The 23,659-nt window shown below is 47.9% G+C and carries 22 protein-coding genes, 1 tRNA gene and 1 pseudogene; 8 read left to right on the plus strand and 16 right to left on the minus strand.

Going from position 1 to position 23,659, the window contains the following annotated elements; genetic code table 11:
- Positions 1-136 precede the first annotated feature (136 nt).
- Positions 137-514 carry a PH domain-containing protein gene (locus HPT30_RS09640; RefSeq protein WP_066373304.1) on the minus strand — a complete coding sequence of 126 codons (378 nt, stop codon included), beginning with the start codon at positions 512-514 and terminating at the stop codon, positions 137-139.
- Positions 515-693: 179 nt separating this feature from the next.
- Between HPT30_RS09640 and HPT30_RS09645 the strand changes: the two genes are divergently transcribed.
- The 3 genes from HPT30_RS09645 (at position 694) to HPT30_RS09655 (ending at position 3,776) form a co-directional block, all read left to right on the plus strand.
- Positions 694-858 (plus strand): hypothetical protein, encoded by a 165-nt coding sequence (locus tag HPT30_RS09645; RefSeq protein ID WP_175371186.1) that lies wholly within the window; start codon positions 694-696, stop codon positions 856-858.
- Between the two features lie 94 nt (positions 859-952).
- Positions 953-2,992: a ribosomal protection-like ABC-F family protein gene (abc-f, locus tag HPT30_RS09650; protein ID WP_175371187.1), complete on the plus strand. Its 2,040-nt coding sequence runs from the start codon at positions 953-955 to the stop codon at positions 2,990-2,992.
- 310 nt (positions 2,993-3,302) lie between these two features.
- Positions 3,303-3,776, plus strand: coding sequence for an ASCH domain-containing protein (locus HPT30_RS09655; protein WP_175371188.1), 474 nt, complete (start codon positions 3,303-3,305; stop codon positions 3,774-3,776).
- Positions 3,777-3,869: 93 nt separating this feature from the next.
- Here the strand turns inward: HPT30_RS09655 and HPT30_RS09660 are convergent, their stop codons facing one another.
- From HPT30_RS09660 to HPT30_RS09670, 3 genes are all read right to left on the minus strand, one after another.
- Positions 3,870-4,022 (minus strand): hypothetical protein, encoded by a 153-nt coding sequence (locus tag HPT30_RS09660; RefSeq protein ID WP_175371189.1) that lies wholly within the window; start codon positions 4,020-4,022, stop codon positions 3,870-3,872.
- A gap of 206 nt (positions 4,023-4,228) precedes the next feature.
- Entirely contained in the window at positions 4,229-4,846 is a 618-nt protein-coding gene (locus HPT30_RS09665) for an NUDIX hydrolase (RefSeq protein ID WP_175371190.1), read from the minus strand.
- Positions 4,847-4,888: 42 nt separating this feature from the next.
- Positions 4,889-5,842: a TRM11 family SAM-dependent methyltransferase gene (locus HPT30_RS09670; RefSeq protein WP_246317003.1), complete on the minus strand. Its 954-nt coding sequence runs from the start codon at positions 5,840-5,842 to the stop codon at positions 4,889-4,891.
- A gap of 347 nt (positions 5,843-6,189) precedes the next feature.
- Between HPT30_RS09670 and HPT30_RS09675 the strand changes: the two genes are divergently transcribed.
- Positions 6,190-7,545: a dipeptidase gene (locus HPT30_RS09675; protein WP_175371191.1), complete on the plus strand. Its 1,356-nt coding sequence runs from the start codon at positions 6,190-6,192 to the stop codon at positions 7,543-7,545.
- Between the two features lie 98 nt (positions 7,546-7,643).
- Here HPT30_RS09675 and HPT30_RS09680 read toward each other — a convergent pair whose 3' ends face one another.
- From HPT30_RS09680 to HPT30_RS09705, 6 genes are all read right to left on the minus strand, one after another.
- The gene (locus tag HPT30_RS09680) at positions 7,644-7,925 is read right to left on the minus strand and encodes a hypothetical protein (RefSeq protein WP_175371192.1); all 282 of its coding nucleotides are present in this window, start codon (positions 7,923-7,925) and stop codon (positions 7,644-7,646) included.
- A 1,060-nt stretch (positions 7,926-8,985) separates the two neighbouring features.
- The gene (locus HPT30_RS09685) at positions 8,986-9,864 is read right to left on the minus strand and encodes a cation diffusion facilitator family transporter (RefSeq protein ID WP_175371217.1); all 879 of its coding nucleotides are present in this window, start codon (positions 9,862-9,864) and stop codon (positions 8,986-8,988) included.
- Between the two features lie 265 nt (positions 9,865-10,129).
- On the minus strand, positions 10,130-10,357 hold the full coding sequence (locus HPT30_RS09690; protein ID WP_175371193.1) for a hypothetical protein: 228 nt from the start codon (positions 10,355-10,357) through the stop codon (positions 10,130-10,132).
- A gap of 503 nt (positions 10,358-10,860) precedes the next feature.
- Positions 10,861-10,934 (minus strand) — tRNA-Gly (locus HPT30_RS09695).
- An 86-nt stretch (positions 10,935-11,020) separates the two neighbouring features.
- Positions 11,021-13,147, minus strand: a complete 2,127-nt coding sequence (locus HPT30_RS09700) for a putative bifunctional diguanylate cyclase/phosphodiesterase (RefSeq protein ID WP_175371194.1) — start codon at positions 13,145-13,147, stop codon at positions 11,021-11,023.
- A 251-nt stretch (positions 13,148-13,398) separates the two neighbouring features.
- Positions 13,399-14,358, minus strand: coding sequence for an aldolase catalytic domain-containing protein (locus tag HPT30_RS09705; protein ID WP_175371195.1), 960 nt, complete (start codon positions 14,356-14,358; stop codon positions 13,399-13,401).
- A gap of 186 nt (positions 14,359-14,544) precedes the next feature.
- On the opposite strand from HPT30_RS09705, the gene HPT30_RS09710 reads away from it, so the two are divergent.
- The 4 genes from HPT30_RS09710 to HPT30_RS09725 all read left to right on the plus strand — a co-directional run bounded on the left by HPT30_RS09710 (position 14,545) and on the right by HPT30_RS09725 (position 17,284).
- Positions 14,545-14,787: a FeoA family protein gene (locus HPT30_RS09710; RefSeq protein ID WP_175371196.1), complete on the plus strand. Its 243-nt coding sequence runs from the start codon at positions 14,545-14,547 to the stop codon at positions 14,785-14,787.
- Positions 14,784-16,796 carry a ferrous iron transport protein B gene (feoB, locus tag HPT30_RS09715; RefSeq protein WP_175371197.1) on the plus strand — a complete coding sequence of 671 codons (2,013 nt, stop codon included), beginning with the start codon at positions 14,784-14,786 and terminating at the stop codon, positions 16,794-16,796. Before HPT30_RS09710 ends, feoB begins: the two co-directional genes overlap by 4 nt.
- Before the next feature lie 60 nt (positions 16,797-16,856).
- Positions 16,857-17,036, plus strand: a complete 180-nt coding sequence (locus HPT30_RS09720; RefSeq protein WP_175371198.1) for a FeoB-associated Cys-rich membrane protein — start codon at positions 16,857-16,859, stop codon at positions 17,034-17,036.
- Between the two features lie 107 nt (positions 17,037-17,143).
- Complete coding sequence (locus HPT30_RS09725) at positions 17,144-17,284, plus strand: hypothetical protein (RefSeq protein WP_175371199.1); 141 nt, start codon at positions 17,144-17,146, stop codon at positions 17,282-17,284.
- Between the two features lie 108 nt (positions 17,285-17,392).
- On the opposite strand, the gene HPT30_RS09730 is transcribed toward HPT30_RS09725, so the two are convergent.
- From HPT30_RS09730 to HPT30_RS09755, 6 genes and pseudogenes are all read right to left on the minus strand, one after another.
- Entirely contained in the window at positions 17,393-18,919 is a 1,527-nt protein-coding gene (locus HPT30_RS09730) for a leucyl aminopeptidase (RefSeq protein WP_175371200.1), read from the minus strand.
- Between the two features lie 168 nt (positions 18,920-19,087).
- Positions 19,088-20,192: pseudogene (locus HPT30_RS09735) on the minus strand (ATP-binding protein).
- A 382-nt stretch (positions 20,193-20,574) separates the two neighbouring features.
- Positions 20,575-20,982 carry a hypothetical protein gene (locus HPT30_RS09740; RefSeq protein WP_066373273.1) on the minus strand — a complete coding sequence of 136 codons (408 nt, stop codon included), beginning with the start codon at positions 20,980-20,982 and terminating at the stop codon, positions 20,575-20,577.
- A gap of 173 nt (positions 20,983-21,155) precedes the next feature.
- Positions 21,156-21,695: a peroxiredoxin gene (locus HPT30_RS09745; RefSeq protein ID WP_175371201.1), complete on the minus strand. Its 540-nt coding sequence runs from the start codon at positions 21,693-21,695 to the stop codon at positions 21,156-21,158.
- A gap of 264 nt (positions 21,696-21,959) precedes the next feature.
- Positions 21,960-23,042, minus strand: a complete 1,083-nt coding sequence (gene leuB / locus HPT30_RS09750) for a 3-isopropylmalate dehydrogenase (RefSeq protein ID WP_175371202.1) — start codon at positions 23,040-23,042, stop codon at positions 21,960-21,962.
- A 298-nt stretch (positions 23,043-23,340) separates the two neighbouring features.
- Entirely contained in the window at positions 23,341-23,544 is a 204-nt protein-coding gene (locus HPT30_RS09755) for a hypothetical protein (RefSeq protein WP_175371203.1), read from the minus strand.
- Between the last annotated feature and the right edge of the window lie 115 nt (positions 23,545-23,659).

Raw genomic sequence — 23,659 nt, forward strand, 5'->3', positions numbered from 1 at the left:
GAATGGGACAAGAGCCGTTTTGCCGCTGGTGCAGACGTTTTGTTAAATTGTACATCGCCGATTATTCCCTGCTACAGTAGCAGGTTTGTTCCAACGATTATCTTACGTTCCCATCGGTACGTCAAGCGCTCATAAACTACTTCAAAATATACTGCGACAGGACCGACTGCACCTCATAAATATTTACGTTTTTGTTGAACGTCTTCTTAATAGGAATTGTGCTGCTGGAAATGTAAAGGCATAGCTCGGCATCCAGATCCAGATGTCCCGCGGTCTCCACCGAGTAATGGGAGATGCTTTTGTAAGGGACAGAATGATACTCCGTTTTCTTCCCGGTCATCCCTTGCTTATCCACCAGAATGAGCCGTTTATCTGTAAAAATAAACATATCCCGTACCAGCTTGTAGGCTCGCTCAATCTTTTCATCAAGGATCAGAATCTGACCATATTCCTTGCGCACTGCCGCCAGATCCACCTGTGAAGCATTGCCCAATATTCCGTCAAAAAGTGCCATAGGCCCTTCCCCATTTCTGTCCTGTAATTTGACGACCACCTTCCGTCATATACTCATATTATTAGGAATTTCGGCAATCATTCGAGGTAATAACCAGGAATATGCAATTTTAGGCTTGCTTATTTCAGACGAATTGATTACTATTAATGTAAATTTGCAAAAAAAGGAGGTGTGGTAGGATGGATCGCAATTGGACCAACAGTGTTATTAGCCGGCTGCCTTTGGCAATGGCTGGCATCGTTAATGAAAATGTCAACAACGGGAGAAGTCTGTCCATTTTCAAGAACTCAATAACACTACACAATTGCGAAATGCCCTTCCTGCCATCACCCGAACGGATATAATTATCGGAGATGACAAGACCGCGGGGATATTTTCCTGCGGTCTTTTTGTATTGGTGTAACGGCGGATGAAGGGTGTTCTAAAAGGAGAATACCCATGATTATTCAATGTCAAAATGTCCAAAAATACCACGGTGCTGAGCTCGTGCTAAATAGCATTACCTTTGAAATACGTCAAGGCGAGAAAATCGGCCTCATCGGCCGCAATGGCTGTGGCAAAACCACGCTCTTCCACCTTCTCAGTGGCGGAGAACGCCCGGATCAGGGACAAATCTCGATCCGCAAAGGCAGTGTCGTTGGCATGCTGTCACAGATTCAAGATTTTCAGGAAAGTGACACGGTATATGACATTCTGCAGCGCAGCTTTGCCGAGACGCTGCAATGGCAGCACCGCTTGCGGGAACTGGAGCAGGAGATGTCCCTACTGAATGCTGAAATCGATGAAGCCCACTGGAACCGGCTGCTTCGGGAATACGGCAGCCTTCAGGACAAGTTCGAAAATGCTGGAGGCTATGAGATCGAAGCCAACATTCAGCGCGTGTCTGCGGGGCTAGGCATTCAACCTGAGCAGTACGACCGTCTTTTCACCTCCCTCTCTGGAGGGGAGAAAACCAAGGTCGGCCTGGCTGAGCTGCTCCTGCGTCGTCCTGATGTGCTGCTGCTCGATGAGCCAACCAACCATTTGGACATGGCGGCCATCGAATGGTTGGAGCAATTCTTGCAGGACTATGATGGCACCATTCTCGCGATTTCCCATGACCGTTACTTCCTGGATGCGCTGGTGAAGAAGGTGATCGAGATTGAAGATGGTGAAGCCATCACCTATCACACGAATTACAGTGACTATCAAAAAGAAAAAGAAACACGCCTGCTCCAGCAGTTTGCGGATTATCAGGAGCAACAGAAGAAAATTAAGCAAATGCAGGAAAGCATCAAACGCCTGATAGAATGGGGCAACCGTTCCAATCCACCTAACCCAGGCTTCCACCGCCGGGCTGCTTCCATGCAGAAGGCTCTCGATCGGATGGTCAAGGTGAAGCGCCCGATTCTGGAGCGCAGAACCATGGATTTGCAGCTGGAGCAGAATGACCGCTCCGGGAATCAGGCGCTCATCTTGGACCGGGTTGCCAAGTCTTACGGCGAACGCCTACTGTTCAAGGAAGCCAGTGAAGTCCTGCGATACGGCGAAACAACAGCCCTCATTGGCGGCAATGGCGCAGGGAAAAGCACGCTGCTGCGAATGGTTCTCGGGGAAGAAACTCCGGACAGCGGCAGCTGCACTCTGGGTTCCCGGGCCGCAGTCGGTTATCTCGCCCAGGAAGCCGTTCCTGGTGACGGGGGACAATCCGTACTCCGGTATTTCCGGGAAGAAGCAGGACTCGAGGAAGGCGAAGCCCGCGGGCAGCTTGCCCGCTTCCTTTTCTACGGAAGCGATGTGTTCAAAGACATTGCGAACCTGTCTGGCGGCGAATGGACCAGGCTGCGGTTCGCGGTACTGATGCACCGCCGCCCGAATCTGCTGATTCTCGATGAGCCCACTAACCATCTTGATATCGATTCCCGTGAAGCGCTGGAAGAAGCGCTTGAGGAATTCCCGGGAACCGTATTGGCCGTCTCCCATGACCGTTACTTCATTAACCGCTGCTTCCGCAAGCTGTGGTGCATTGAAAACGGCCGGTTCCATGTCTTCCAGGGGAACTATGAATACTACAAAGAGAAGCAGGCTGAACTAGCAGCCTCTGCTGGTGTGTCGCAGCAAGACCTTACGGCAACAGGCAAGAATGCTGCTGGCTCGTCACAGCGAGCAACGGATAGGGATGCCAGTACTTCTGGCAAACACAACGGCTCCAGATTGGTTCCACCACAAACAGGCGGTGCCGGAACTAAAGGCTCCGGGAAGAAGAGATCCGGAGGCGCAGGCGCTTCTCGCCCTGCTCGTTCTCAAGCTGCCTGGGAACAGGACATTGCTGCTGCGGAACAAGTGCTCGGAGATATCGATGCCCGGATGATGGACCCGCTAATCGGCAACGATGTCACTGCGCTCACAGAGCTCCAACAGGAACGGGATGCTGCGCAGGAGAAGCTGGATGAGCTCTACTCCGCCTGGATGGAAGCCGCTGAAGGTGCTGTTGAGTAACACAGCAGCTCTGATTGCAATCTGACACAAGCCGCTGAGCACACTGTGTTTTTAAAGACACTGAACCCAAGCGTTGAAGCAGGGCGTTATTGGATGCGATTTGCGATATAGGATAGATACAATAAGATATGTTAAGAGACGATATGTTACGATGCGATTCGATAAGAGACGATAAGATGCGATATGATGCGATACGATAGGCTAAGATGCGATAAGATAAGATGCAATAAAGAGACGGCTGCAAGTAAAGTCGTCTTCCCTCCATCTCTAGCCCGCGGAAAGACCCTATATAACAACTGGAGTGAATACTATGAATAACACTGAACAGATCGAGCAATTTTGGCAAGAGTATCTCCGCGTACATCCCGAAGCTGGTGATCACTATGTGGCCTGGGCCTTCGGCGATAGCCCGGAGATGGCCGACGAGCTCCTGGATCTCGTGCTGCGGGGAATCAAGACAGGAACATCCTCTAACTATGCAATGTATGAGCTTGAAGGGGGAACACCTCCTCGCGTTGGAGACCAAGCTATTCTCCTGAACGGGCTAGGCCAGCCGAAAGCGGTGATTCTAACCACAAAGGTGGACATTCTCCCCTTTAACGAGGTTGGTGAGGAATTTGCCTTTACCGAGGGGGAAGGCGACCGGACACTGGACTATTGGCGCGCTGTCCATGAGGATTTCTTCTCTCGGGAGGCCGAGTTCTGGAATGTAGCTTTTGACACCGGGATAATGGTCCTGTGTGAGAACTTTAAAGTCGTCTACTCACCATCTCACTCCCTCTAAAAACACCAAAAAGGCTGCTCTCTTCGGTTCGAAGGTGCAGCCTTTGTTATATGCGGCTAAAGTTATAGAATAAGTGTGTCCTCTGTGCTGGTTCTAACGCCAAATGCCCATAATCCAGCCAAAGACCGAAATCCATAGCGGGATGCTGATCAGAAGGCCCCATAATAGCCCGGTAGCAATATTGCCTTCCGCAGGACGTTTCACACCCTCCTGTTGCAACGGAAGTCTCAATTCTTCTTGTTCCATGCGATCCCCTCCTAAAATATCTATCGTCACAGCAGAGGAAAAAATGTAGACCGCCTGGCCCAAAAAGTAAAAATTTTAGTCTTTTTTTAGATATAAAGGCTCAGCGGGTTTTTAAATTGTAAGTGCTTACATAATGAATATTAACCATTCTTTCCGGTATTCGAAACGTATATACACCGGGAAGTCATACATTATATGCATGACTCCTAGTCCAAAATGACTGCCTTGTCAGGATTGTGCAAATATTCAAACATCGTCTGCAATTGAGCCTCCGTGTTCCGCTCTTCCGAAAGCTCTGGCAGCTCGTCCGCCCCAAAGAAAGCAACCCCGCTGGTCTCTACGCCTACGGCAGCCTCACCGCCGGTAATTCGGCAGAGGATGAACAGCTTGTAGATATGGTAAGGTTCCGGCGGATGCTGATGAAACTTTTTATCCAATACAGCTAGTAAGCGGACGGCCTCGGTCTGAAAGCCCGCTTCTTCAGCAATCTCCTTGACGACCACCTCGCTCGGGGAAAAAGCAATATCCGCCCAGCCTCCAGGAAGCGCCCATTTGCCATCCAGCTTCTCCCGGACGAGCAGAATCTTGTCCTCGCGGAACACTACACCCCGAATATCCACTTTGGGCGTGCAATAGCCCTCCTCTCCTGCAAAAGCCAGCCTGATCTTCTCCTTGCTCTCAAAAGAATATTGGGCCAGAATATCCACACTCAGCTCACGGAGCGCCTGATAACGCTCTATGTCATACACATCTTTAGCATAAGCAAGACCTGTCTGGGCAATCGCCTGGATCTCTTTAGCCCAGGATAACCATTTAGGTTCCATGGATAATCCCTCTTTCCTTAGATTTTACCCGCAGGATATAGTCTATTGGCAGAGCATGATGTGACGGGAGAAGCCCGCCTTTTTAGCAATACAGCGGTCCTTAATCGTAAATCCCGCATCGGTAATCATTTCATCCATGGCCTCAATCGCCACAATCACGGCACGATCTGCAATCCGCCGGGCGTTGGTAAGAATGGAGAATTGTTCTTCCGGTGTAATGCTCGAATACAGATTATAAGGCATGTCTACGAATGCAACATCATAGTGGTCCTGAATATCGGCGATATCCCCCAGGGTAACTTCACTGCTGTATCCAAAATGAGCAATGTTCGTTCTCGCTCCGGTGGCAATCATCGGATTGATATCCCGGCCGACAATATCGATCCCCATAGATAAGGCCTCTACCATAACCGTACCAATTCCGCAGCAAGGATCAATCGCCTTAATGCCCTGCGGGTCTGGAATCCCCATGTTAATCGCTGCCCGGGCCACACGTGTGCTGAGCGCAATGGAGTAGCTGCGGGGTTTTTTCATATGACGGAACCAATCCGCGTTATTCTTATGGTACGGCCCGAAGTACCAGCGTCCGCCCAAGGTGACAATGCCGTAGACTAACTCAGGAGCATTCACATCTGCTTCACCCTCTATGCGTAAGCCGATTTCCCGTTCAATTCCTCTGCGTTCATCATATTCGATTTTATTCGCAGCTGTCAGATCGTTGGTCTTGACGAAAATAACTTTAAACGTCTTCTCCCCTACCTGCACCTGTTCCGTTTGTTCATAGATCTCGGGCAAGCTGTCGCCCGTATACATCACATCAATCCGTTCCTTAACAAAGGGACTGCGGCTGACGTCCACTTCAATATCGCTGGCAAAAATAGATGGGCCCACGTTCTGCCCAAACAAGCAGCGCAGCTCCATCGCGCACAGGGACTCTTCATCCGCTGAGCTGGCGTAAGTATAGATAAATGCAGGTGTTATAACCTCTTTATGCAAAATCGTCCCATCCTCTGTTCATATAATCGTTCTGGTTACCCTCCATACAACTTGCAGTCTGTAGCTTGTACAGCAATTCGCCTATAGGTTAACCCAGTCTATCATGGTTACTGCTTAGTAATCAATAATCTGGAGAGAAGCGGCAAGAGGCGCGGCAGCAAGGAAAATAAGCGGGGCGGGCTGCATTTTGCAATCCTTTTTGCTCACTTTGGCGTTCTCCAGTATAATGTTTCCTGTAGCACGCATTCTAAGAACGGCAGTAAAGACTAGACTCTCGGTTCGTTGACCCTCTGGCTAGACCTTAAGCCCGTCGTGCGGGCATACATTTTAAGGAGGTACATATCACTATGTCGTACGAATCTTATTTTCAAACTCACCGGGAGGCTCATCTCGACGAGTTAAAGCAGTGGCTTACCATTCCCAGCATCTCTGCCTTGTCTGCGCATAAGGATGATGTTTTGGCGGCGGCACACTGGTTGCTGGATACATTGAAACGGGCCGGGCTGGAGAACATTGAGCTTCATCCCACTGACGGACACCCTGTCATCTATGCCGATTACCTTCATGCGCCGGGCAAGCCGACCATCCTGGTCTATGGCCATTATGATGTACAACCAGTAGATCCGCTGAATCTATGGACAACCCCACCATTTGAACCGGAAATCCGCGACGGCAAGCTGTTTGCCCGTGGTGCAACAGACGATAAAGGTCAAGTCTTCCTGCACATTAAGGCGATTGAGGCCATCCTGAAGGAAGAAGGCACTCTCCCGGTTAACATCAAGCTCTGCATCGAGGGCGAGGAAGAGATCGGCAGTGCGAATCTTCCACCATTCCTCGAAGCTAACAAAGAGAAGCTTGCAGCAGATGCTGTACTTGTCTCGGATACCTCGTTGCTGGAACGTGGCCGTCCGGCTATTTGCACAGGATTGCGCGGGCTCTGCTCGCTGGAAGTCACTGTAACGACTGCTCTAACCGACCTGCACTCCGGCTCGTACGGCGGCGGCGTTCCAAATGCCCTGCATGCCCTCGTATCGCTGCTGACTAGCCTCCATGACGATAAAGGACGCGTCGCAGTTAAAGGCTTCTACGAAGGCGTTCCGGAATTGTCCCCTCTGCTGCGCGAAGAGTTCGCCAAGCAAGGTGTAGATGAGAACAAGATCAGAGAAGGACTTGGACTGGATTCACTGTACGGCGAAGAAGGATACAGCTTCGTAGAGCGGATTGGCGCTCGGCCTACGCTTGAACTAAATGGTGTATACGGTGGCTTCCAAGGCGAAGGCAGCAAGACGGTCATCCCTAAAGAGGCACATGCCAAAATCACCTGCCGTCTCGTAGGTGACCAAGATCCGCAGCACGCACTCGATGTCATCGAGGCTCACCTGAAGGCTAACATTCAAGCTGGTGCGAAGGTTCATGTGAAGCAAATGGAGAAGGCACGCGCCTTCAATAGTGATCCTTCACATCCGATTCTGCAAACCGCAGCTGATGCCTACGGTAAAGTGTACGGAACCCGGGCGCTATTCACCAAAGACGGCGGCTCCATTCCAATCATGGAGAGCTTCGCCCGCGTACTGGAAGCGCCGGTGGTATTGATGGGCTTTGGCCTTGACGACGAGAACCTGCATGCACCAGATGAGCATTTCAACCTGGAGAACTTCGATAAAGGTCTGCTGACCATTGTTGAGTTTTTGAAAACAGTATAAGGACAATAACGTTAAAGCCCGACCTCCCATTAAAAGAGGCCGGGCTTTTTTGCGATAACGAAGTGAATGATCATATGGGGCTGTAGGCGCTTATCCCCTCAGTAAACCCAATGATGTATCAGCTTTTGGACCATAAAGGCATATGGATTCACAGCGATTTTAGATATGCTAATAAAGAATGGGAAAGGATCACTTATTCCAATATCAATTCCACTACTATGTGAAATTTCTGGCTGTTCGAGCCCATATTGTTCTGTCAGTCTATCTCTGGTTTCACTATCAATTACGTTACCAGTCTGCGCCTCAATGTAACCAGGTTGTCCGAAGACCAAAATTAGGGTAAGTAGGGCTATCAGTAAGGTTAAATATTTGTTTTTCATCGTATATCTCCTAGGATTCATTCCTTTAACTGGAAGGCGAACATCATTCAAGACTCTATTTTAGCGTTTTTGGAACAATGTGTAAATACTAAACACTACTATTTCCCGGTTCAACCCATTCGGGGCAAGGGGGACGTTTGGAGCTGTGGTCGCAAAGCGCTAACCTGAAAGCTTTCCATAGGAGCTAGCACCGAAACATAGACTGTCGACAAAATTTCAAGTGCTAGAGGCGATATATTTCCCTTCACCAGTCATCTTAAGTTAAAAGAGGAACAACCTTCCCAACTAACGGCATTTTTGTACCTTATTTTTCTTCAATATAGGCAAATGAGGGAAATAAGGGCATTATTGTATCTTATTTTTTCAAAAATGTACGCTAGACGGGGATTCTGGAAGATTTAAGGTACAATATTGCACTTAATCTCCACTAATCCTTAGCTCCAGAGGATTTAAGGTACAAAAATGCCGTTAATTACTTCGATACTTATATAAGTCTATTTTTTCTTAACTACTAAATAAGCCGAACAAAAAAAGTAACAAAAAGCGAGAAGGAACAAAGAGGGAAATTTGGAACTGTTGGAGCGGTAGCGACCACCTATAAGCTTTCCGAATGAAAGCCCGCATCGGAAGATAGACTGTCTCCAAATTTCAACCGCAAACAGCAGTACAATAGAAAAAAATCCGGAGACAACAGCAGCCGGAAATCCAAACATTCCGCAGTAGTGACGACTGAGCCATACGTTCGGTTCTTATGTTCAGTTCTTACGTTCGTTCTTACGTTCGTTCTTACGTTCGTTCTTACGTTCGTTCTTACGTTCGTTCTTACGTTCGTTCATACATTCGGTTCTTATGCTTAGTTCTTACGTTCGTTCTTACATTCGGTTCTTATGCTTAGTTCTTACGTTCGTTCTTACGTTCGTTCTTACATTCGGTTCTTACGTTCAGTTCTTACGTTCGTCTTATATAGCACGTCATTCGTCAGATGGGCCAGTCATTATGAACAGGCGGTAGAGCTTAATACAGTATTGCCTCAGCGTTTAAACTGGAAGCTGTCTCTAAATTAAAGCGGTTGGCCGGCCAGCCTTTCATGCTCTGGTTCAATGTGAATCATCACCTGGGCACGCACGAATGTTGCTTTAATGCTTTGTTCAATTTCGTCGCATAGCTGATGTGCAGTTTTAACATCCATTGTGGAAGGGATCACCAAGTGGAAATCCACATACTCCTCCGGACCCGATCTGCGGGTGCGAAAATCATGAAACTCAATATATCTCTCTTTGAAGGTTTCAATGAGACGCATAATTTCGCTCTCCTCTTCCTCTGCTAATCGCGCGTCAATCAAAGGAGGAAATGATTCCTTGAGCAGCTTGAAGGCTTCTCTCATAATATACAGGGCCAAAACAATCCCGATCACCGGATCCAGTATCGTCCATCCCGTGAGGGTAACCAATAATAAACTGAATGCAACGCCCAAAGATGTGAAAACATCAGTAAGCAGATGCAGCGCATTTGATTTCATCGCCACAGAATGAAGCTCTTCAGCCTTCTTCTTAACCTTCAGAGAGACCACGAAATTGACGCCACCCCCAACAACCATAACAAGGATGCCCAAGAAGGGAAATGCGATTTCCGTCGGGTTCATTATTTTATGCACACACTCATAAATAATCCAGATTCCAGCTACAAAAATAAGTAACGTTTCAACTGTGCCTGATATGTTCTCTACTTTGCCGTGGCCATACGGATGTCCTTTATCCGCAGAACGCGCCGAAATCCGCACCGAAACAAAAGCAATCAACGAAGCAACTAAATCCAGCGCGGAGTGGATCGCTTCCGAAATAATGGCTACAGACCCTGTAACTATTCCGATAACAAGTTTTAACGAAACAATGAATGTGTTGCTAAGCACAGATAGGAAAGCCGTCTTCGAACCATTCAAGAGCTTCACAACCTTTTTTCCAGGATTAAGTAAAACTTAACAGACAAATAGCGAGTGGGTCTAGAGAAACCTTGTTGTGAAACCACAATGAAGTATGCCCTAATTTAAAGTTTTTCCAATGGGAAAGAAAATAAGCAATCCTCCTTTGAAATTAAAGCTTCATCAGACAGCGCTGTGTCACAGAAAAATGGCATAATCGCTGACTCTCCATTCAAATATATGTGTACAAAAAGAGCCTGCCCTGTGAAGCTGCAAGCCCTCTTCCTTATTTCGTATTTAACAAATGTTCACAAAGAGTGACATACATCCCTTGCATTTGGAGTGACTTTAAAAGATAAAGTGGATTAACATCAATCGGCGCTATTAATTTCACAAGTGATGCAAATTCCTCAAGTGTTGGCGCAGAACCCTTTAGTAAGTAATCGTCAGGAACTGAAAATAGTTCATTGCGTCTTTTTATATCCTCTATCTTCTCCCGATGAAAGGTATCCATTTGCTCATCTCTTTCCGCAGTTTGCTCTGAAAGCCGCCGATTAAAAATGTACAAACATCATTTAATGATCGGGTTTGCTTCTCCGTGAAATCATGATCAAGCAAAAACATGAAATAAGGATATTCATCAGAGGCAACCACCGTTCTTATATAACAGGAAAATATACCGTTAATTGTTACCTTTCAACTTATTCCTCATAAATAAAGGGAATTACTCCAGTTAATAATCTCTTTTTTCCCGTAATGATCTAATAACGCGGTAATTAACAGGAGATTTTCCAGTTATATTTAGAAAAGAAGAGATTCCAATAAAAATAACAGGAATAAATCCTGTTATTTTATATTTATAACATCTCAGAGAAATTACATTGTAATATTTAATGCGTTCTATTTATAACATGTGAAATTGAGAATATTAAACAAAAACACTAAAGGTAATCTGACAATATCGCTTATACACAACAAAAAACCCTTGCAGCGCAAGGGTTTGGTTAATTTAAATGTTGGAGCGGGTGATGGGAATCGAACCCACGCTATCAGCTTGGAAGGCTGAAGTTCTACCATTGAACTACACCCGCAACAGAAAATTTAATACAAGAGATATCTTATCATTCTTTAGCCTGAAATGCAATACTTGGATATGCCTAAGTTGAAATTTATGGAATCAGTGCGGCATACCCAGCATCGAGGACTGGAGAAAAGAGACCTCAAACTCCGCCGCCCGGATCGGCTTGCTGAACAGAAAACCCTGCCCCTCATGGCAGCGCTGCTGGCGCAGAAATTGCAGCTGTTCCTGATTCTCTACGCCTTCGGCGGTGACTTTGAGCTTCAGGTGGTGAGCCATGGACGTAATGGTCGAGACGATGGCCGCATTGTTGCTGTCCTCCATCACTTCAGCCACGAAGGAGCGGTCAATCTTCAGCCGGTCAATCGGCATATTCTTGAGGTAATGCAAAGAGCTGTAGCCTGTACCGAAATCGTCAATGCTGATGAACACACCAAGCTCCTTGAGCCGTTTTAGCTGTTCGAATGCTGTCTCCTTGTCCAAGGTCATGCTCTCCGTAATCTCAAGATCCACATAACTTGGGTCCAGCCCGATTTCTGATAAAATGCTTCCGATCTTGCCGGCCAGATTGGGCTGCAGGAACTGGCGCATCGACAAGTTAATGGACACACAGATGGGCCGGTAGCCTGCCTCTTGCCATTTCTTATTTTGTAAGCAGGCTGTCCGCAGGACCCATTCCCCTATGGGTACAATGAGTCCACTCTCTTCTGCAATCGGTATGAAGTCCGCCGGGGAAACTAGCCCGCGCTTGGGGTGATTCCAGCGCAGCAGCGCCTCCATGCCCACGATTTCTTCCGTTTCAAGCTGTACCTGAGGTTGATAGACCAGGTAGAACTCATCCCGCTCCAGCGCTCTCCGCAGATCATTCTCCAGCTTCAAGCGCTCCTTGGCCTTCATCTGCATAGCCGGTATGTAGCGCCTTATATCTACGCCCTGCTCCTTAGCATTATGCACGGCAGTATCCGCATTCTGGATCAATTGTTCAGCCGTCTCTCCATCCCCCGGGTAAATGCTTAGGCCCAGACTCAGAGAAATATGATATTCACTCGATTCCAGATTAACCGGCGTCTCAAACAGCCCCAGCAGCTCCCTGGCCCTAACCAGACTGTCCTCCAGGCTGGCCTTCTCCTTCATCAGAAAAGCAAACTCATCTGCTCCCATGCTAAAGAGCTCTTCATGGGACTTGACCTCGGAACTGATACGCTGGGAAACCATCTGGAGAAGCAGATCCCCGGCAAAATGACCCAAAGAGTCATTGATATTTTTAAAATGATTAATATTCAAAATGGCGACTGCAGAGAGACTCCTGGCCTCGTCCTTGTTCGTGTTCTTGATCATTTCTTCTACGCGCTGCATCAGACGGCGCCTGTTCGGCAGTCCCGTCAGGTCATCATGAAAGGCCAGATAATTGATCCGGGCTTCAATCTGCTGCTTCTCATGGTAGGGCTCTTCAATCGTCAGCCGATAAACCCCGGTAAGCAGGAAATAATAGGCCACGACTCCGCAGATCATCCCGAACAGATAATCCACATCGCCGAGGTGAAGAGGATACATATAGAACGTTTGCCCAAGAGCGAAGAAAATCAGCGACCGGATGATAATCAACAAGGATGCGGATTTCTCCTGCTTATCTGGAAAGAGTATCGCGACCACGCCTATCAAATAGAGAATAAGCACGGCAATATCTACAATTTGTTTCAACGTGCTCTCACCGGCATCCGTCAGCAGTTGAGGAAATATAGTTCTTCCGAAAAAAAATACACTCAGGGACAGCACAATGAGCACAAGAGACACCCGAAACAATCTGCTTTTATGAGAATAGGAGACGGCAGGAGCTTTTCTGCTAAAAATAAACAAGATGCCAAGGGCACTGGCCAGACGCGATGAGGTCAGCAGCCACAATGATTCATCAGAGCTTATGTAGGAAGATATCCAGGGAATGCCGACAAAGCTGAGCGTATGCAGGAAATCAAAGATGCACACGCCTAAAAATAGCGCAGAGGCGTAGAGTCTCGCTTTGGACAATCTGTTCGAGAAAAATAGCCAGCCCTGTGCAAAAATTGCAAACCCGAAAGCAACACTGCAGCAGCCTGCAATAAGGTATAACGCTGCCAGCAAGGACCAGTCCTCATCCAGATTTAACGATGAATGAAAAATCTGAATCAGAAGGAACAGCAGCGCCCCCAGTATAGCCGCACGAATTGTTTTTTTCTCTTCTTGTCTCATAAGTCCCTCGCGTCCAAAAAATGATATCTATATTCATATCTAATGGAATGGATTTTTTTACCCTATTTATAAATATCGGTTGGTTGGGTCTATAAAGTTACAGCGTTCTTTCGACAATAAAAAAGTGTTATCGACAGGTATCCCCAGTATTCTACCTATATTTTTGCACGTTAACGAAGATGAATTTATCATTTCGCAAAAAAAAGCACCTTCCCCAAGGCGGGGTCAGTGCTTATAGCGAAAGCTGCCGTTTATTTTTCCCCAAAGGTAACTTCCGGTGTCGTGAGCTTGTCATAGAAATCTACCGATTTGTCCTTGTCTTCCGATGAACGGAGAGCCATGGCTGAGCGGGGATGCTCGTCAAGCGTACCGGTAATCATGTAAGGAATGATATAGCCCCACTCCTCTTTTTCACGCAATGGAATCATCAGGCGTTCCACAACGTCCAGCACCGGGCGAAGTTTATAATTTGTATTTTTCAAGTGAGTCACGAGCAGTTCTGTCGGGCAATTTCCCGCTGCACGTCCCATACCGTAGCAAGAAGCATCCAGCAGTTCCACGCCGTTCTCAGCAGCTACAAGCGTATTGGAGAATGCCAGCTGCAGGTTGTTGTGTGTATGAACGCCAAGACGTTTGTTCGGAAGATGTGTCTTGAACTTGTCCACCAGGTACTTCATATCATTGTGATCCAGGCTGCCGTACGAATCTACGATGTACACTACATCAACAACGCTCTCGTTAATCAATTCGAAGGCTTCCAACAATTCGTTCTCCATCACATTGGACAGCGCCATAATGTTGATAGTGGTCTCATAACCAAGATCATGGAAGGTCTGTACCAATTGCAGCGCCTTGTCTACATCTTTGCTGTAACAAGCCACACGGATCAGGTCGATCATGCTCTCGCTGCGGGGCAAAATGTCATTCTCATCCACACGGCCGATATCAACGAGCGCAGAGAGCTTCGTGTGTCCTTTTTGCGGGATTACTTTGCGCAGGAAGTCATCGTCCAGGAAACGCCAAGGGCCAGCGCCTTCGGCACCCTTCAGCAGTTTGGGCGAATTCTTGTACCCGATCTCCATATAATCAACACCTGCTTCATTCAAGCCGGCGTACAATTGTTGAACAAATTCCACACTGAAATCCCAGTTATTCACTAGACCTCCGTCGCGGATGGTGCAATCGACGATTTTGCTCTGATTAGTCTTCACGATTCGTTCTCCCTTCAACTATGCAATCATGGATTATCGTTCAATAATACTTTAATGAAGAATAAAATGTAAAGATATTTTCCTACAGGCAACAATGACGAAAATCACAGAGTTTGCCCATGAATCATGCTACATTACAGAAAAAGACAACTGAGATTGATTATCAGTATCTTATGGAGGGTTCTTATGACTCTGCACCTCTGTTCTCTGCTTCAACTGCCAACCGGCTCTACCGTTTCCATTCATAAAATAGAAGGCATCAACCCCATCCTGCGTCGGCGTCTGGCCGATCTTGGCGTTCTGGAGGGTGTCCGTATCCGGCTTAAAGGAAAAGGCCCCTTTCTGGGACCCATCACCCTGGAATGCAACGGTCAACTGTTCGCCATCCGCCGGAAGGAAGCTTCCAGAATAGAGGTTAACCTCGCATGAGCGCTATTGCACTGGTCGGCAATCCCAATACGGGCAAGACCTCTCTTTTCAACACGCTGACTGCTTCCTACGAATATGTAGGGAACTGGGCGGGTGTAACCGTCGAGAAGAAAATCGGCAGTCTCAAGAACGGCGCAGGCAAGCTCATCGACCTGCCCGGAATTTATTCACTCCACCCTCTCTCCCGTGATGAAGGCGTAGCTGCCCAATATCTGATTGAAGAATCACCGGAGGCACTGATTAATATTGTCGATGCCTCGCAGTTAGAGCGTAACCTGTTGCTTACGCTCCAACTGCTTGAATATGGCAAACCCACCGTGCTTGGTCTGAACATGATTGATGTGGCTACGGCACGCGGCATTCATGTCAACTCCGAGGTCTTGCAGGACAGGCTTGGTATTCCTGTGCTTCCGCTGGTAGCGAGAACCGGTAAGGGATGCAAAGAGATTCTGAGCCTTCTTGGGCAATCCGCCGACATCCCTCCTGTCCGCTTCAAGCTTCATTACGGTGAAATTGCCGAAGCAGCCATTACTTCGATAGAGCTGGAACTGCAACCTATGAAGGATTTGCCGAACCACCGCTGGATAGCTCTACAACTGATGGAACAGAATCCCGTTGTCTTAGATTTCCTGAAATCCCGTATGGATATCAGGAAATTAGTGAAGCTTGGCGATGCCTGTCAAAGCGAGCTGCAACGAAAGAATCTAGCCTTGACGCTGCCCCAGTGGCTCCGTTCGGTCCGGATGGACTATATTCGCTCGTTATGCCTGGAAGTGCTGGACAGAGCAGACCAGAAGCCGCATAACCTCACCGAAAGACTGGATGCCCTGCTAACGCATCGCTTCTGGGGACTGCCGTTATTTATCTTCATCATGTATGCCTTGTTCAAGACTACCTTCGATTGGGTCGGTGGCCCGTTGTCAGATCTCGTGGACGGACTGATCTCGGGGCCTATCAGCGAAGGTGCCAATTCCTTGCTAGGATTCCTCGGGGCGTCCAATTTTACACATGCGCTGATCGTTGACGGCATCATTGCCGGTGTTGGTGGTGTGATTGTATTTGTTCCACAGATCTTTATCCTGTTCCTGATCATTTCGTTTCTTGAGGATTCCGGCTACATGGCCCGGGTATGTCTGCTGATGGACAGCACCATGGAACGAATGGGGCTAAACGGCAAAGCCTTTATTCCTTTTATCATCGGATTTGGCTGTAATGTACCGGCCATTATGGCCGCACGAAGCATTGAACAGCCAAAGGACCGGATGCTGACCACGCTGCTTATGCCACTGATGTCCTGTTCTGCACGACTCCCGGTGTATGCGCTGTTTGCAGCAGTCTTTTTTCCGGAACGGCAAGCCTTTGCTGTGCTGTCGATGTATGTTCTAGGCATTGTCTTTGCGTTGATACTATGTAAAATATTCTCCTGGCTCCTCTTTAAAAATGAGTCTTCTGTCTTCATGATTGAGCTGCCTCCTTATCGGATGCCGCAGATCAAGACCCTGTCGCGCAGCACATGGGAGAAGGGTAAAGGCTTTCTGCGCAAGGCCGGAACCATCATTCTGGCGGGTTCTGTTATCATCTGGCTGGTCTCCTATGCTGGACCTGGTGGATTCGATGTCGCGATGGATGACAGTTATCTTGCCAAATTCGGCGGTCTGATCGCTCCACTGCTGGCGCCGCTCGGTTTTGGCACATGGCAGGCAGGATCCACACTGGTTCCCGGTTTTTTGGCTAAAGAAGTTGTAGTCTCCACCATGAACATCATCTATCATGCCCCGGATACTACCGGGCTGGAAAACCAGATTTCACAAGTGTTCACACCACTGAGCGCCATCAGCTTCATGATCTTTATTCTGCTCTATATTCCATGTCTGGCTACTGTCGGTGTGATCAAAAAGGAGACAAATTCCTGGAAGTGGACGTTCTTTTCCATGGGCTATTGCCTGGTACTGGCCTACACCGTATCGTTTCTTGTTTTCCAGAGCGGAAAGCTGTTTGGGTGGTCGTAAGCTGAGAGATTTGTCAGATTAATCGAACCGCGAACAGCGGTAGAAGGCGGGGCAAAAAACATGATCAACGTTATCATCATTGCGCTTGTATTTGGCTACTCAGGCTGGATGATCTACCGTCATGTGCAGAAAGGAAAACAAGGCGCTTGTGCCGGCTGTGACAAAGGCAAAACCTGTGCCGCAGCTTCGCTTGACTCCCCGTTCTCCTGTGGGGGCGAAAGCGCCAAAGGCAAACACTGATCCGTACGGAGGGCTGGTTTCCATTAATATCTTGGTTTAATTATCTTCGGTCACGGGTATGTTTTTGTTATACACAGACTGCAGACTAGACCGAGGAGGTGCACACGATGGGTGCCAAAAGAACATTATTTACTACCGCGGCATTAGGAGCTGTATATCTGTTGCGGAATAAAAAGACCCGAGACAAATTGATGGACGGCATTCAATCCGTTGCCGAGCAAATTCGTTCACGAAGACCCGGCAATTGATTTTGGATAGACCCGTTGAGAACGGGACAAAGGCAGTGCTTGCCCAACAAATCGGGCGGCACTGCCTTTTCTATCTGAAGCGGGCTCGTTGTACTCCAGCTTACTATTCTATTCTGTTGCGCCGGCCTTTGGCAGCAATGCCTGGCTGAGCAGCCATTCCAGAAGCGTGCGGACCATAACGCCTGATGCCCCCTTAGGATTGACCCCTCGTTCTCTTGCCAGGAACGCCGTTCCGGCAATATCAAGATGCACCCAGGGTAGACCTTCGGCGAAGGTGCCGATAAACAGTCCGGCGGTCGTTGCGCCGCCATATCTTCCGGCACTGCCGCGGATATCCGCTACCTCGCTCTTGAGCATATCCCGAAATTCGGGATATGCCGGAAGCTGCCATATCTTTTCACCGGCACTCTCACCTGCCGCCATAATCTCTTCTAGCAGGGCTTCATTGTTCGTTACAGCACCAGTAGCTATGTCGCCCAGCGTAGACAGTACAGCCCCTGTCAGGGTTGCCACATCCACAATGCGCTCCGCTCCCCATTCCCTAATGTAGGTGAGCGCGTCTGCCAGTACAATTCGTCCTTCGGCATCTGTATTGAGCACCTCAATGGTTCGCCCGCTGTAGGAGGTGACGATATCACCGGGCTTGAATGCATTTCCTGCCGGCATATTCTCCGCCGAAGGAATCGCCATTACTACATTGATGGGCGGACGCAGACGCCCCAGCGCCTCCATGACACCCAGTACCGCAGCGGCGCCGCCCATATCACTGATCATGTCCTCCATGCCGGGCGCCCTTTTCAGGGATATCCCTCCTGTGTCGAAGGTAATACCTTTGCCGACCAGTCCGATGACATTCTCCCATGTCCCCGTACCCTGATAGCGGATCACGATCATTCGAGGTGGATTAACGCTGCCCTTGCCCACAGCGATTAAGCCCCCCATACCCTTTCTTGCGATCTCCTGCTCATCCAGTACCTCTGCCGGAAAACCGTATCGTTCTGCTACAGCAATAGCCGCAACAGCCAGATCAGACGGAACCAACAGATTGCCCGGCGTATTCGTCAAGTCACGTGCCAGATTCGTGCCCTCACCAAAGGCTTGCCCGCGTTCAAGTCCTTCTCTCCAACCATCCGCTCTCTCCTCTTCTACCTCACCCTCCTGATGGATCAAAAGATGATCTATACCGAACTGGGACTGATCCAGCTTATAATGCTTCCGGCGGTAAGCCCCTAGTATAAAGCCTTCGCTTAGCGCTTGTGCAGCCTCCATGTCTGACAAGCCTGCTGTGCGCTGAGCGAAGTCCTGCGGCAATTGCAGGATTACATGCTGCATCTTCAATCTGATCGCTGTACGGACAAGCTGAGCCGCCCACAGCCGCAAGTCTGATTTATTAAGAGGACCAGCCCCTACTCCGGTCAAAATGGCCGAAGAACAAGCCGGATGATCTTCCAATGGTAGCGCGTAACTCTGATTCACCTTACCTTCAAACAATCCCGCCTTGTTCAATCCGTGTAACCATCTGTCCCATTCTGCGGATACACCGCCATGCTGAGCTTCAGACTCCGAGATCATCAGCACAAGGGCATCGGCCTGTGCGGAATCGGTCAGTCTTCCACTGCTCCATTCAATATTCATTGTAGTCCCTCCATCTGTCGTTCCCAGAAGTCTAAGCTTTTATTGTAACACAGAACAGGCTGATCTCCTGTAAGGCGAGGGATCTGGGCTCTCTGCCTGACAAAATATCAACCTGTTTCTTTCCGCTATGGAACTAATAATTGAAGCAACATACCCTATACAGGTCTACTATTGAATCAGAGGCAGCGAAATTACAAACTGCGTGCCCTCATTCAATCGGCTGTTGACGGAAATGCATCCCCCATGATTTTTAATAATCCGGTCACTAACCGACAGTCCAAGTCCCGTCCCATTCTCCTTGGTGGTGAAGAACGGGCTAAACAACCTGTCCAAGGTGAGGATGTCCATCCCCTTACCGTTGTCGGAAATAAAAATGCGGACCTCTGCACCTTCCCTCCGTGCGCCGATCTCGATTTTACCCATATCACTGTCCATCCGCTCTGTAATCGCTTCCATTGCATTTTTTTATCATGTTCAGAACCACCTGCTTCACTTGCTTCACATCCACAGATATGATCAGGTCGTTTTGAAGTTGGTGGAGATTGATCTGGCAGCCCTTCATTAGAGCCTCACTCTCTGTCAAAAGCACAACTTCTTTAAGCAATGCAGACACTGAAATCATTCCGACTTGAGGTACAGAAGGTTTGGAGGAGGTCAGAAATTCATGTATAATATCGTTCGCCCGGTCAATTTCGGCCAGTATAATTCTGGCATACTCTTCTTTGCCGAGTTGGTGCAGGTGTGGACGGAGCAATTGGATAAAGCCGCGGATTGCGGTCAGAGGATTGCGGATCTCATGGGCGATGGACGCTGACAGCTTGCCCAACATAGCAAGATTGTCATTTTGGTAGGCGGTTTGCTCGATTAGCTTGTAATCGGAGATTTCCTTTACCGTAAATAGATAAGAGCCTTTCAGTTGTTCCCCCGAGGATAGAGTTACTCTCCAATAACGGCCGAATTCATCAATATATTCATAACTTGATTTCCCCTTGTAGACCGTCTCACGGTAAGTACGTAGTATTAGCTTCTTCTTGAAGCGGCTTAGCTGAACATGGGCCAGCAGATGAGACATCGTGCATCCAACCAACGAACTACGCGGCAGGTCCAGCATCCCGTACATTTGCTTGTTCACAAAGCTAAGAACTCCCTCTTCGTCAAAAAGCATGATCCCACTGTCAATGTGCTCCAGAACATCCTCAAAAGTCGTGTCCAACATTCCTGATTGAAACGTTCTTGCCGTTAAATGCAAGCTTTCTTGAAATTGGCTTATCACGATACGAAGTTCCCCCTTCTACTGCAAATGACGAAGCGCTCAACGACATCAAATGACTATGTATTTGAGTATATGACGAAGACGCCAGAACATTCGGTAATCGTTCTTTATTATCCAACCGTTTCAACTATATTCCAATCATATCCAAGTAGAGAAGACAACGCAATCAGAGAAACTGTCGAATAGTAAAAATAATCATAAAATGATACATAAGACATAGTATTTTTCTCAATAAAGTTAAATTTAGTCCCGAAGCAGCATAATGAAAGGGTACACACGTTCCTGATTTTACATTAATAACGACATACAGAGCGATTTTGACATAAAAAAGAACCTCTACAGCAGCAGAGGCCCTTTTTCATGAAATCAGTAACTTGTCGTTCTATGCTTTTTGCTGAAGACGGTGACGACGCTGGCTCATAACTGCCAGTCGCTTCTTCAATTCACGTTCCCATTTGGCATCCTGAATCTGCTTGGCAAAAGCAAGCAGGTCAAGCGCCATGTCAATTTGACTGCGGACAATCGCCAGAGGGTCCTCACTTTCGACATTCACGACATTCTCGAATACCGCTTCCTCGTCCTCCATGACGTAATCCTGGAAATCCACATCCGTTACACCATCACCATGCGCATATTCCGCAAGAATCTCATATTCATTCTCAACCTTGTAATGTACCTCAACCCGGTGGCACACCGGGCAAAAAAGCAGGGGAACATTATGGACTTGCGTGCGATAATGTTTTAGGGTTCCCGTTGTTCCTACCATACTCGCTCCACAGCAAAAGCTCATGATTGTTCACCCTCCTTGGATGATCCGATATTTACGAATTACGTATTATTGTATTGTATTACGCTTCTTATATAAAAATACAAACGATTTGGAGCAAAAAACCCCCTTGTCGGGAAAAATCCCGCAAGGAGGTCCTTGTCAGCTATCAAAGATCACAGTGCTGAATAAACGGATTACAAGTTCTTGTCGCCTGGTTTCCAGTTCATTGCGCACAATCCGCCGGATTGCAGTGCTTGAAGCACACGAAGCGTTTCTTCCACGCTGCGGCCTACATCATTGTGGTTAACAACTTGATATTTCAGTTCGCCTTCTGGATCGATGATGAACAGACCACGCAGAGCGATACCTTCTTCTTCGATCAGGATGCCGTAATCTTTGGCAACCTTCTTCGTAAGGTCAGCTGCAAGCGGGAAGTTCAATTGGCCAAGGCCATTGGAATCCTTAGGTGTGTTGATCCATGCTTTGTGGCTGTGGATCGAGTCAGTGCTGGCACCCAAAATTTCAGTGTCAAGCGCCGCAAATTGAGGTGCAGCATCGCTAAGAGCTGTGATCTCAGTTGGGCACACAAATGTGAAATCTAGTGGATAAAAGAAGAATACAAGCCATTTACCACGATAATCGGACAAGCTAACCTTTCCGAAATCCTTACCATCACCCGATACAGTCTCCAAAGTGAAATCCGGAGCCGGTTTACCTACCAAACGTTCTGCCATTGCTTATTCCTCCCTTGATTATGTAAGAAAAACAACAAGTCTGCATGATTTCCGAAGAAAATCAAGAAGCCGGTGTCTTTCTTGAATTTTGATGGACAGTTACTGTCTTACTGCTACATACCAAATGGTATCATCGCACAAAATCAAAGTCAATATTACATTCATTATTTTTTTATAATAATTATAAATAAGCAACTTTTTGTGACGGTTCAGTACATGCTTCCCGTTTCAAAATGAGATCAGCAGCGGGTTGGTAACGATTCTTTAGGCTTTGCGGATAGCTGCTGCAATCAAGTCGCCCATCTGCGTAGTGCTGATCGCCTGGCTCTTGTCTACAGCGATATCGCTTGTACGGTGACCCGCATCCAGCACTTCCGCTACAGCCGCTTCAATCGCATCCGCTGCATCTTCATAACCGAAGGTCAGGCGGAACATCAAGCCCAGGGACAGAATGGTCGCGATTGGATTGGCTAGACCTTGGCCTGCGATATCAGGCGCAGAGCCGTGTACCGGCTCGTAGAGGCCGTAGCTGCCTTCGCCCATGGAAGCGGAAGCCAACATTCCGATGGAACCGGTCAGCATGGCTGCTTCATCACTCAGGATATCTCCGAACATGTTCTCAGTAACGATAACGTCGAAGCTCGACGGACGGCGCAGAAGCTGCATCGCGCAGTTATCTACCAGTACGTGCTCCAGCTCGATGTCCGGGTATTCAGGAGCCACTCTGTTGACAACCTCACGCCACAGGCGCGAAGTCTCAAGAACGTTGGCTTTATCTACACTGGCCAGCTTCTTGCGGCGTTTGCCGGCAATTTCGAACGCCTGGCGTACGATGCGCTCAACTTCTGTAACATTGTATACGCAGGTATCCACTGCTTCTTCGCCATGCTCACCTTGACGACGAAGCTTGTCCCCGAAGTAAATGCCGCCTGTCAGCTCGCGCACAACCATGAGGTCTGTGCCTTCCAGCACTTCCGGTTTCAATGTGGACGCATCCTTCAGACAATCAAAAACGTTAGCCGGACGCAAATTGGAGAACAATCCAAGGGCTTTGCGAATACCCAGCAGACCTGTTTCCGGGCGCAGCTCTTTCGGGTTGTTATCCCACTTCGGTCCGCCTACAGCACCGAGCAATACAGCATCTGCGCTGCGACAGATTTGAAGTGTATCTTCTGGAAGCGGTGTGCCTCTCTCGTCAATGGCGATGCCTCCGAATAGCGCATGCTCCGTTTCAAACTTGTAGCCGAACACTTCTTCTGTTACCTTCAATACTTTTTCCGCTTCAGCAACAACCTCAGGTCCGATTCCATCCCCTGCGATTACCGCAATCTTCTTAACCTCGCTCATTCCAGTCACTCCTCAAGTGGTCTGCAGTCACACAGACATAGTTCTTCTTTCTATTGTTGTATCATAACGGACTGTAAACAACAAAGATATAAATTCTATTGAGGTAATAGGCACAGCCTATAGGGATACTCTTTTCAAATATATAAAGACGAACTTAAGATCCTAACGTAAGACTCGGTCGTCACTACGGTGGAATGTTTGGACTTTCGGCCGCTGTTGTCTCCAGATTTCTTTCCATTGTACTTATATAGAAAGGTTTACTCCTAGACTCTACTTTGCCTGTTGAGCCGTTTCAGACTCACAGTCCGTCGCTATTCCTGGATCGGTTGTTGCCAATCGTCTTGTCATAAATGTACAGATCAAGTGCTGTTATACCTCTGCGGGCAAGCTTCACAAAGAGTATAAAGGCATACAGACCCATTCCAAGCGTAGCCAGCCATAGCAACACTCCGAATACACTAAGTCCATTTAATAAGAAAAATCCTCCCGATGTACTCGACATTCCAACTCCCCCTTGGAGATATAAATTTCTATGGATATCATGACTGTACCCGATCTGTAACTATTTGTAAATGAGCTTCATTATTGTTAACTTCACTGCTCAATGGGTATAACTT

The organism is Paenibacillus agri (assembly GCF_013359945.1).
Taxonomy (GTDB): Bacteria; Bacillota; Bacilli; order Paenibacillales; family Paenibacillaceae; genus Paenibacillus_AQ; species Paenibacillus_AQ agri.

Bases quoted from the DNA above. Each gene is read 5' to 3' on its own strand.
- HPT30_RS09640 (WP_066373304.1), bottom strand. From the start codon at position 514: ATGGCACTTTTTGACGGAATATTGGGCAATGCTTCACAGGTGGATCTG.
- HPT30_RS09645 (WP_175371186.1), top strand. From the start codon at position 694: ATGGATCGCAATTGGACCAACAGTGTTATTAGCCGGCTGCCTTTGGCA.
- abc-f (WP_175371187.1), top strand. From the start codon at position 953: ATGATTATTCAATGTCAAAATGTCCAAAAATACCACGGTGCTGAGCTC.
- HPT30_RS09655 (WP_175371188.1), top strand. From the start codon at position 3,303: ATGAATAACACTGAACAGATCGAGCAATTTTGGCAAGAGTATCTCCGC.
- HPT30_RS09660 (WP_175371189.1), bottom strand. From the start codon at position 4,022: ATGGAACAAGAAGAATTGAGACTTCCGTTGCAACAGGAGGGTGTGAAA.
- HPT30_RS09665 (WP_175371190.1), bottom strand. From the start codon at position 4,846: ATGGAACCTAAATGGTTATCCTGGGCTAAAGAGATCCAGGCGATTGCC.
- HPT30_RS09675 (WP_175371191.1), top strand. From the start codon at position 6,190: ATGTCGTACGAATCTTATTTTCAAACTCACCGGGAGGCTCATCTCGAC.
- HPT30_RS09680 (WP_175371192.1), bottom strand. From the start codon at position 7,925: ATGAAAAACAAATATTTAACCTTACTGATAGCCCTACTTACCCTAATT.
- HPT30_RS09690 (WP_175371193.1), bottom strand. From the start codon at position 10,357: ATGGATACCTTTCATCGGGAGAAGATAGAGGATATAAAAAGACGCAAT.
- HPT30_RS09700 (WP_175371194.1), bottom strand. From the start codon at position 13,147: ATGAGACAAGAAGAGAAAAAAACAATTCGTGCGGCTATACTGGGGGCG.
- HPT30_RS09710 (WP_175371196.1), top strand. From the start codon at position 14,545: ATGACTCTGCACCTCTGTTCTCTGCTTCAACTGCCAACCGGCTCTACC.
- feoB (WP_175371197.1), top strand. From the start codon at position 14,784: ATGAGCGCTATTGCACTGGTCGGCAATCCCAATACGGGCAAGACCTCT.
- HPT30_RS09720 (WP_175371198.1), top strand. From the start codon at position 16,857: ATGATCAACGTTATCATCATTGCGCTTGTATTTGGCTACTCAGGCTGG.
- HPT30_RS09725 (WP_175371199.1), top strand. From the start codon at position 17,144: ATGGGTGCCAAAAGAACATTATTTACTACCGCGGCATTAGGAGCTGTA.
- HPT30_RS09730 (WP_175371200.1), bottom strand. From the start codon at position 18,919: ATGAATATTGAATGGAGCAGTGGAAGACTGACCGATTCCGCACAGGCC.
- HPT30_RS09740 (WP_066373273.1), bottom strand. From the start codon at position 20,982: ATGAGCTTTTGCTGTGGAGCGAGTATGGTAGGAACAACGGGAACCCTA.
- HPT30_RS09745 (WP_175371201.1), bottom strand. From the start codon at position 21,695: ATGGCAGAACGTTTGGTAGGTAAACCGGCTCCGGATTTCACTTTGGAG.
- leuB (WP_175371202.1), bottom strand. From the start codon at position 23,042: ATGAGCGAGGTTAAGAAGATTGCGGTAATCGCAGGGGATGGAATCGGA.
- HPT30_RS09755 (WP_175371203.1), bottom strand. From the start codon at position 23,544: ATGTCGAGTACATCGGGAGGATTTTTCTTATTAAATGGACTTAGTGTA.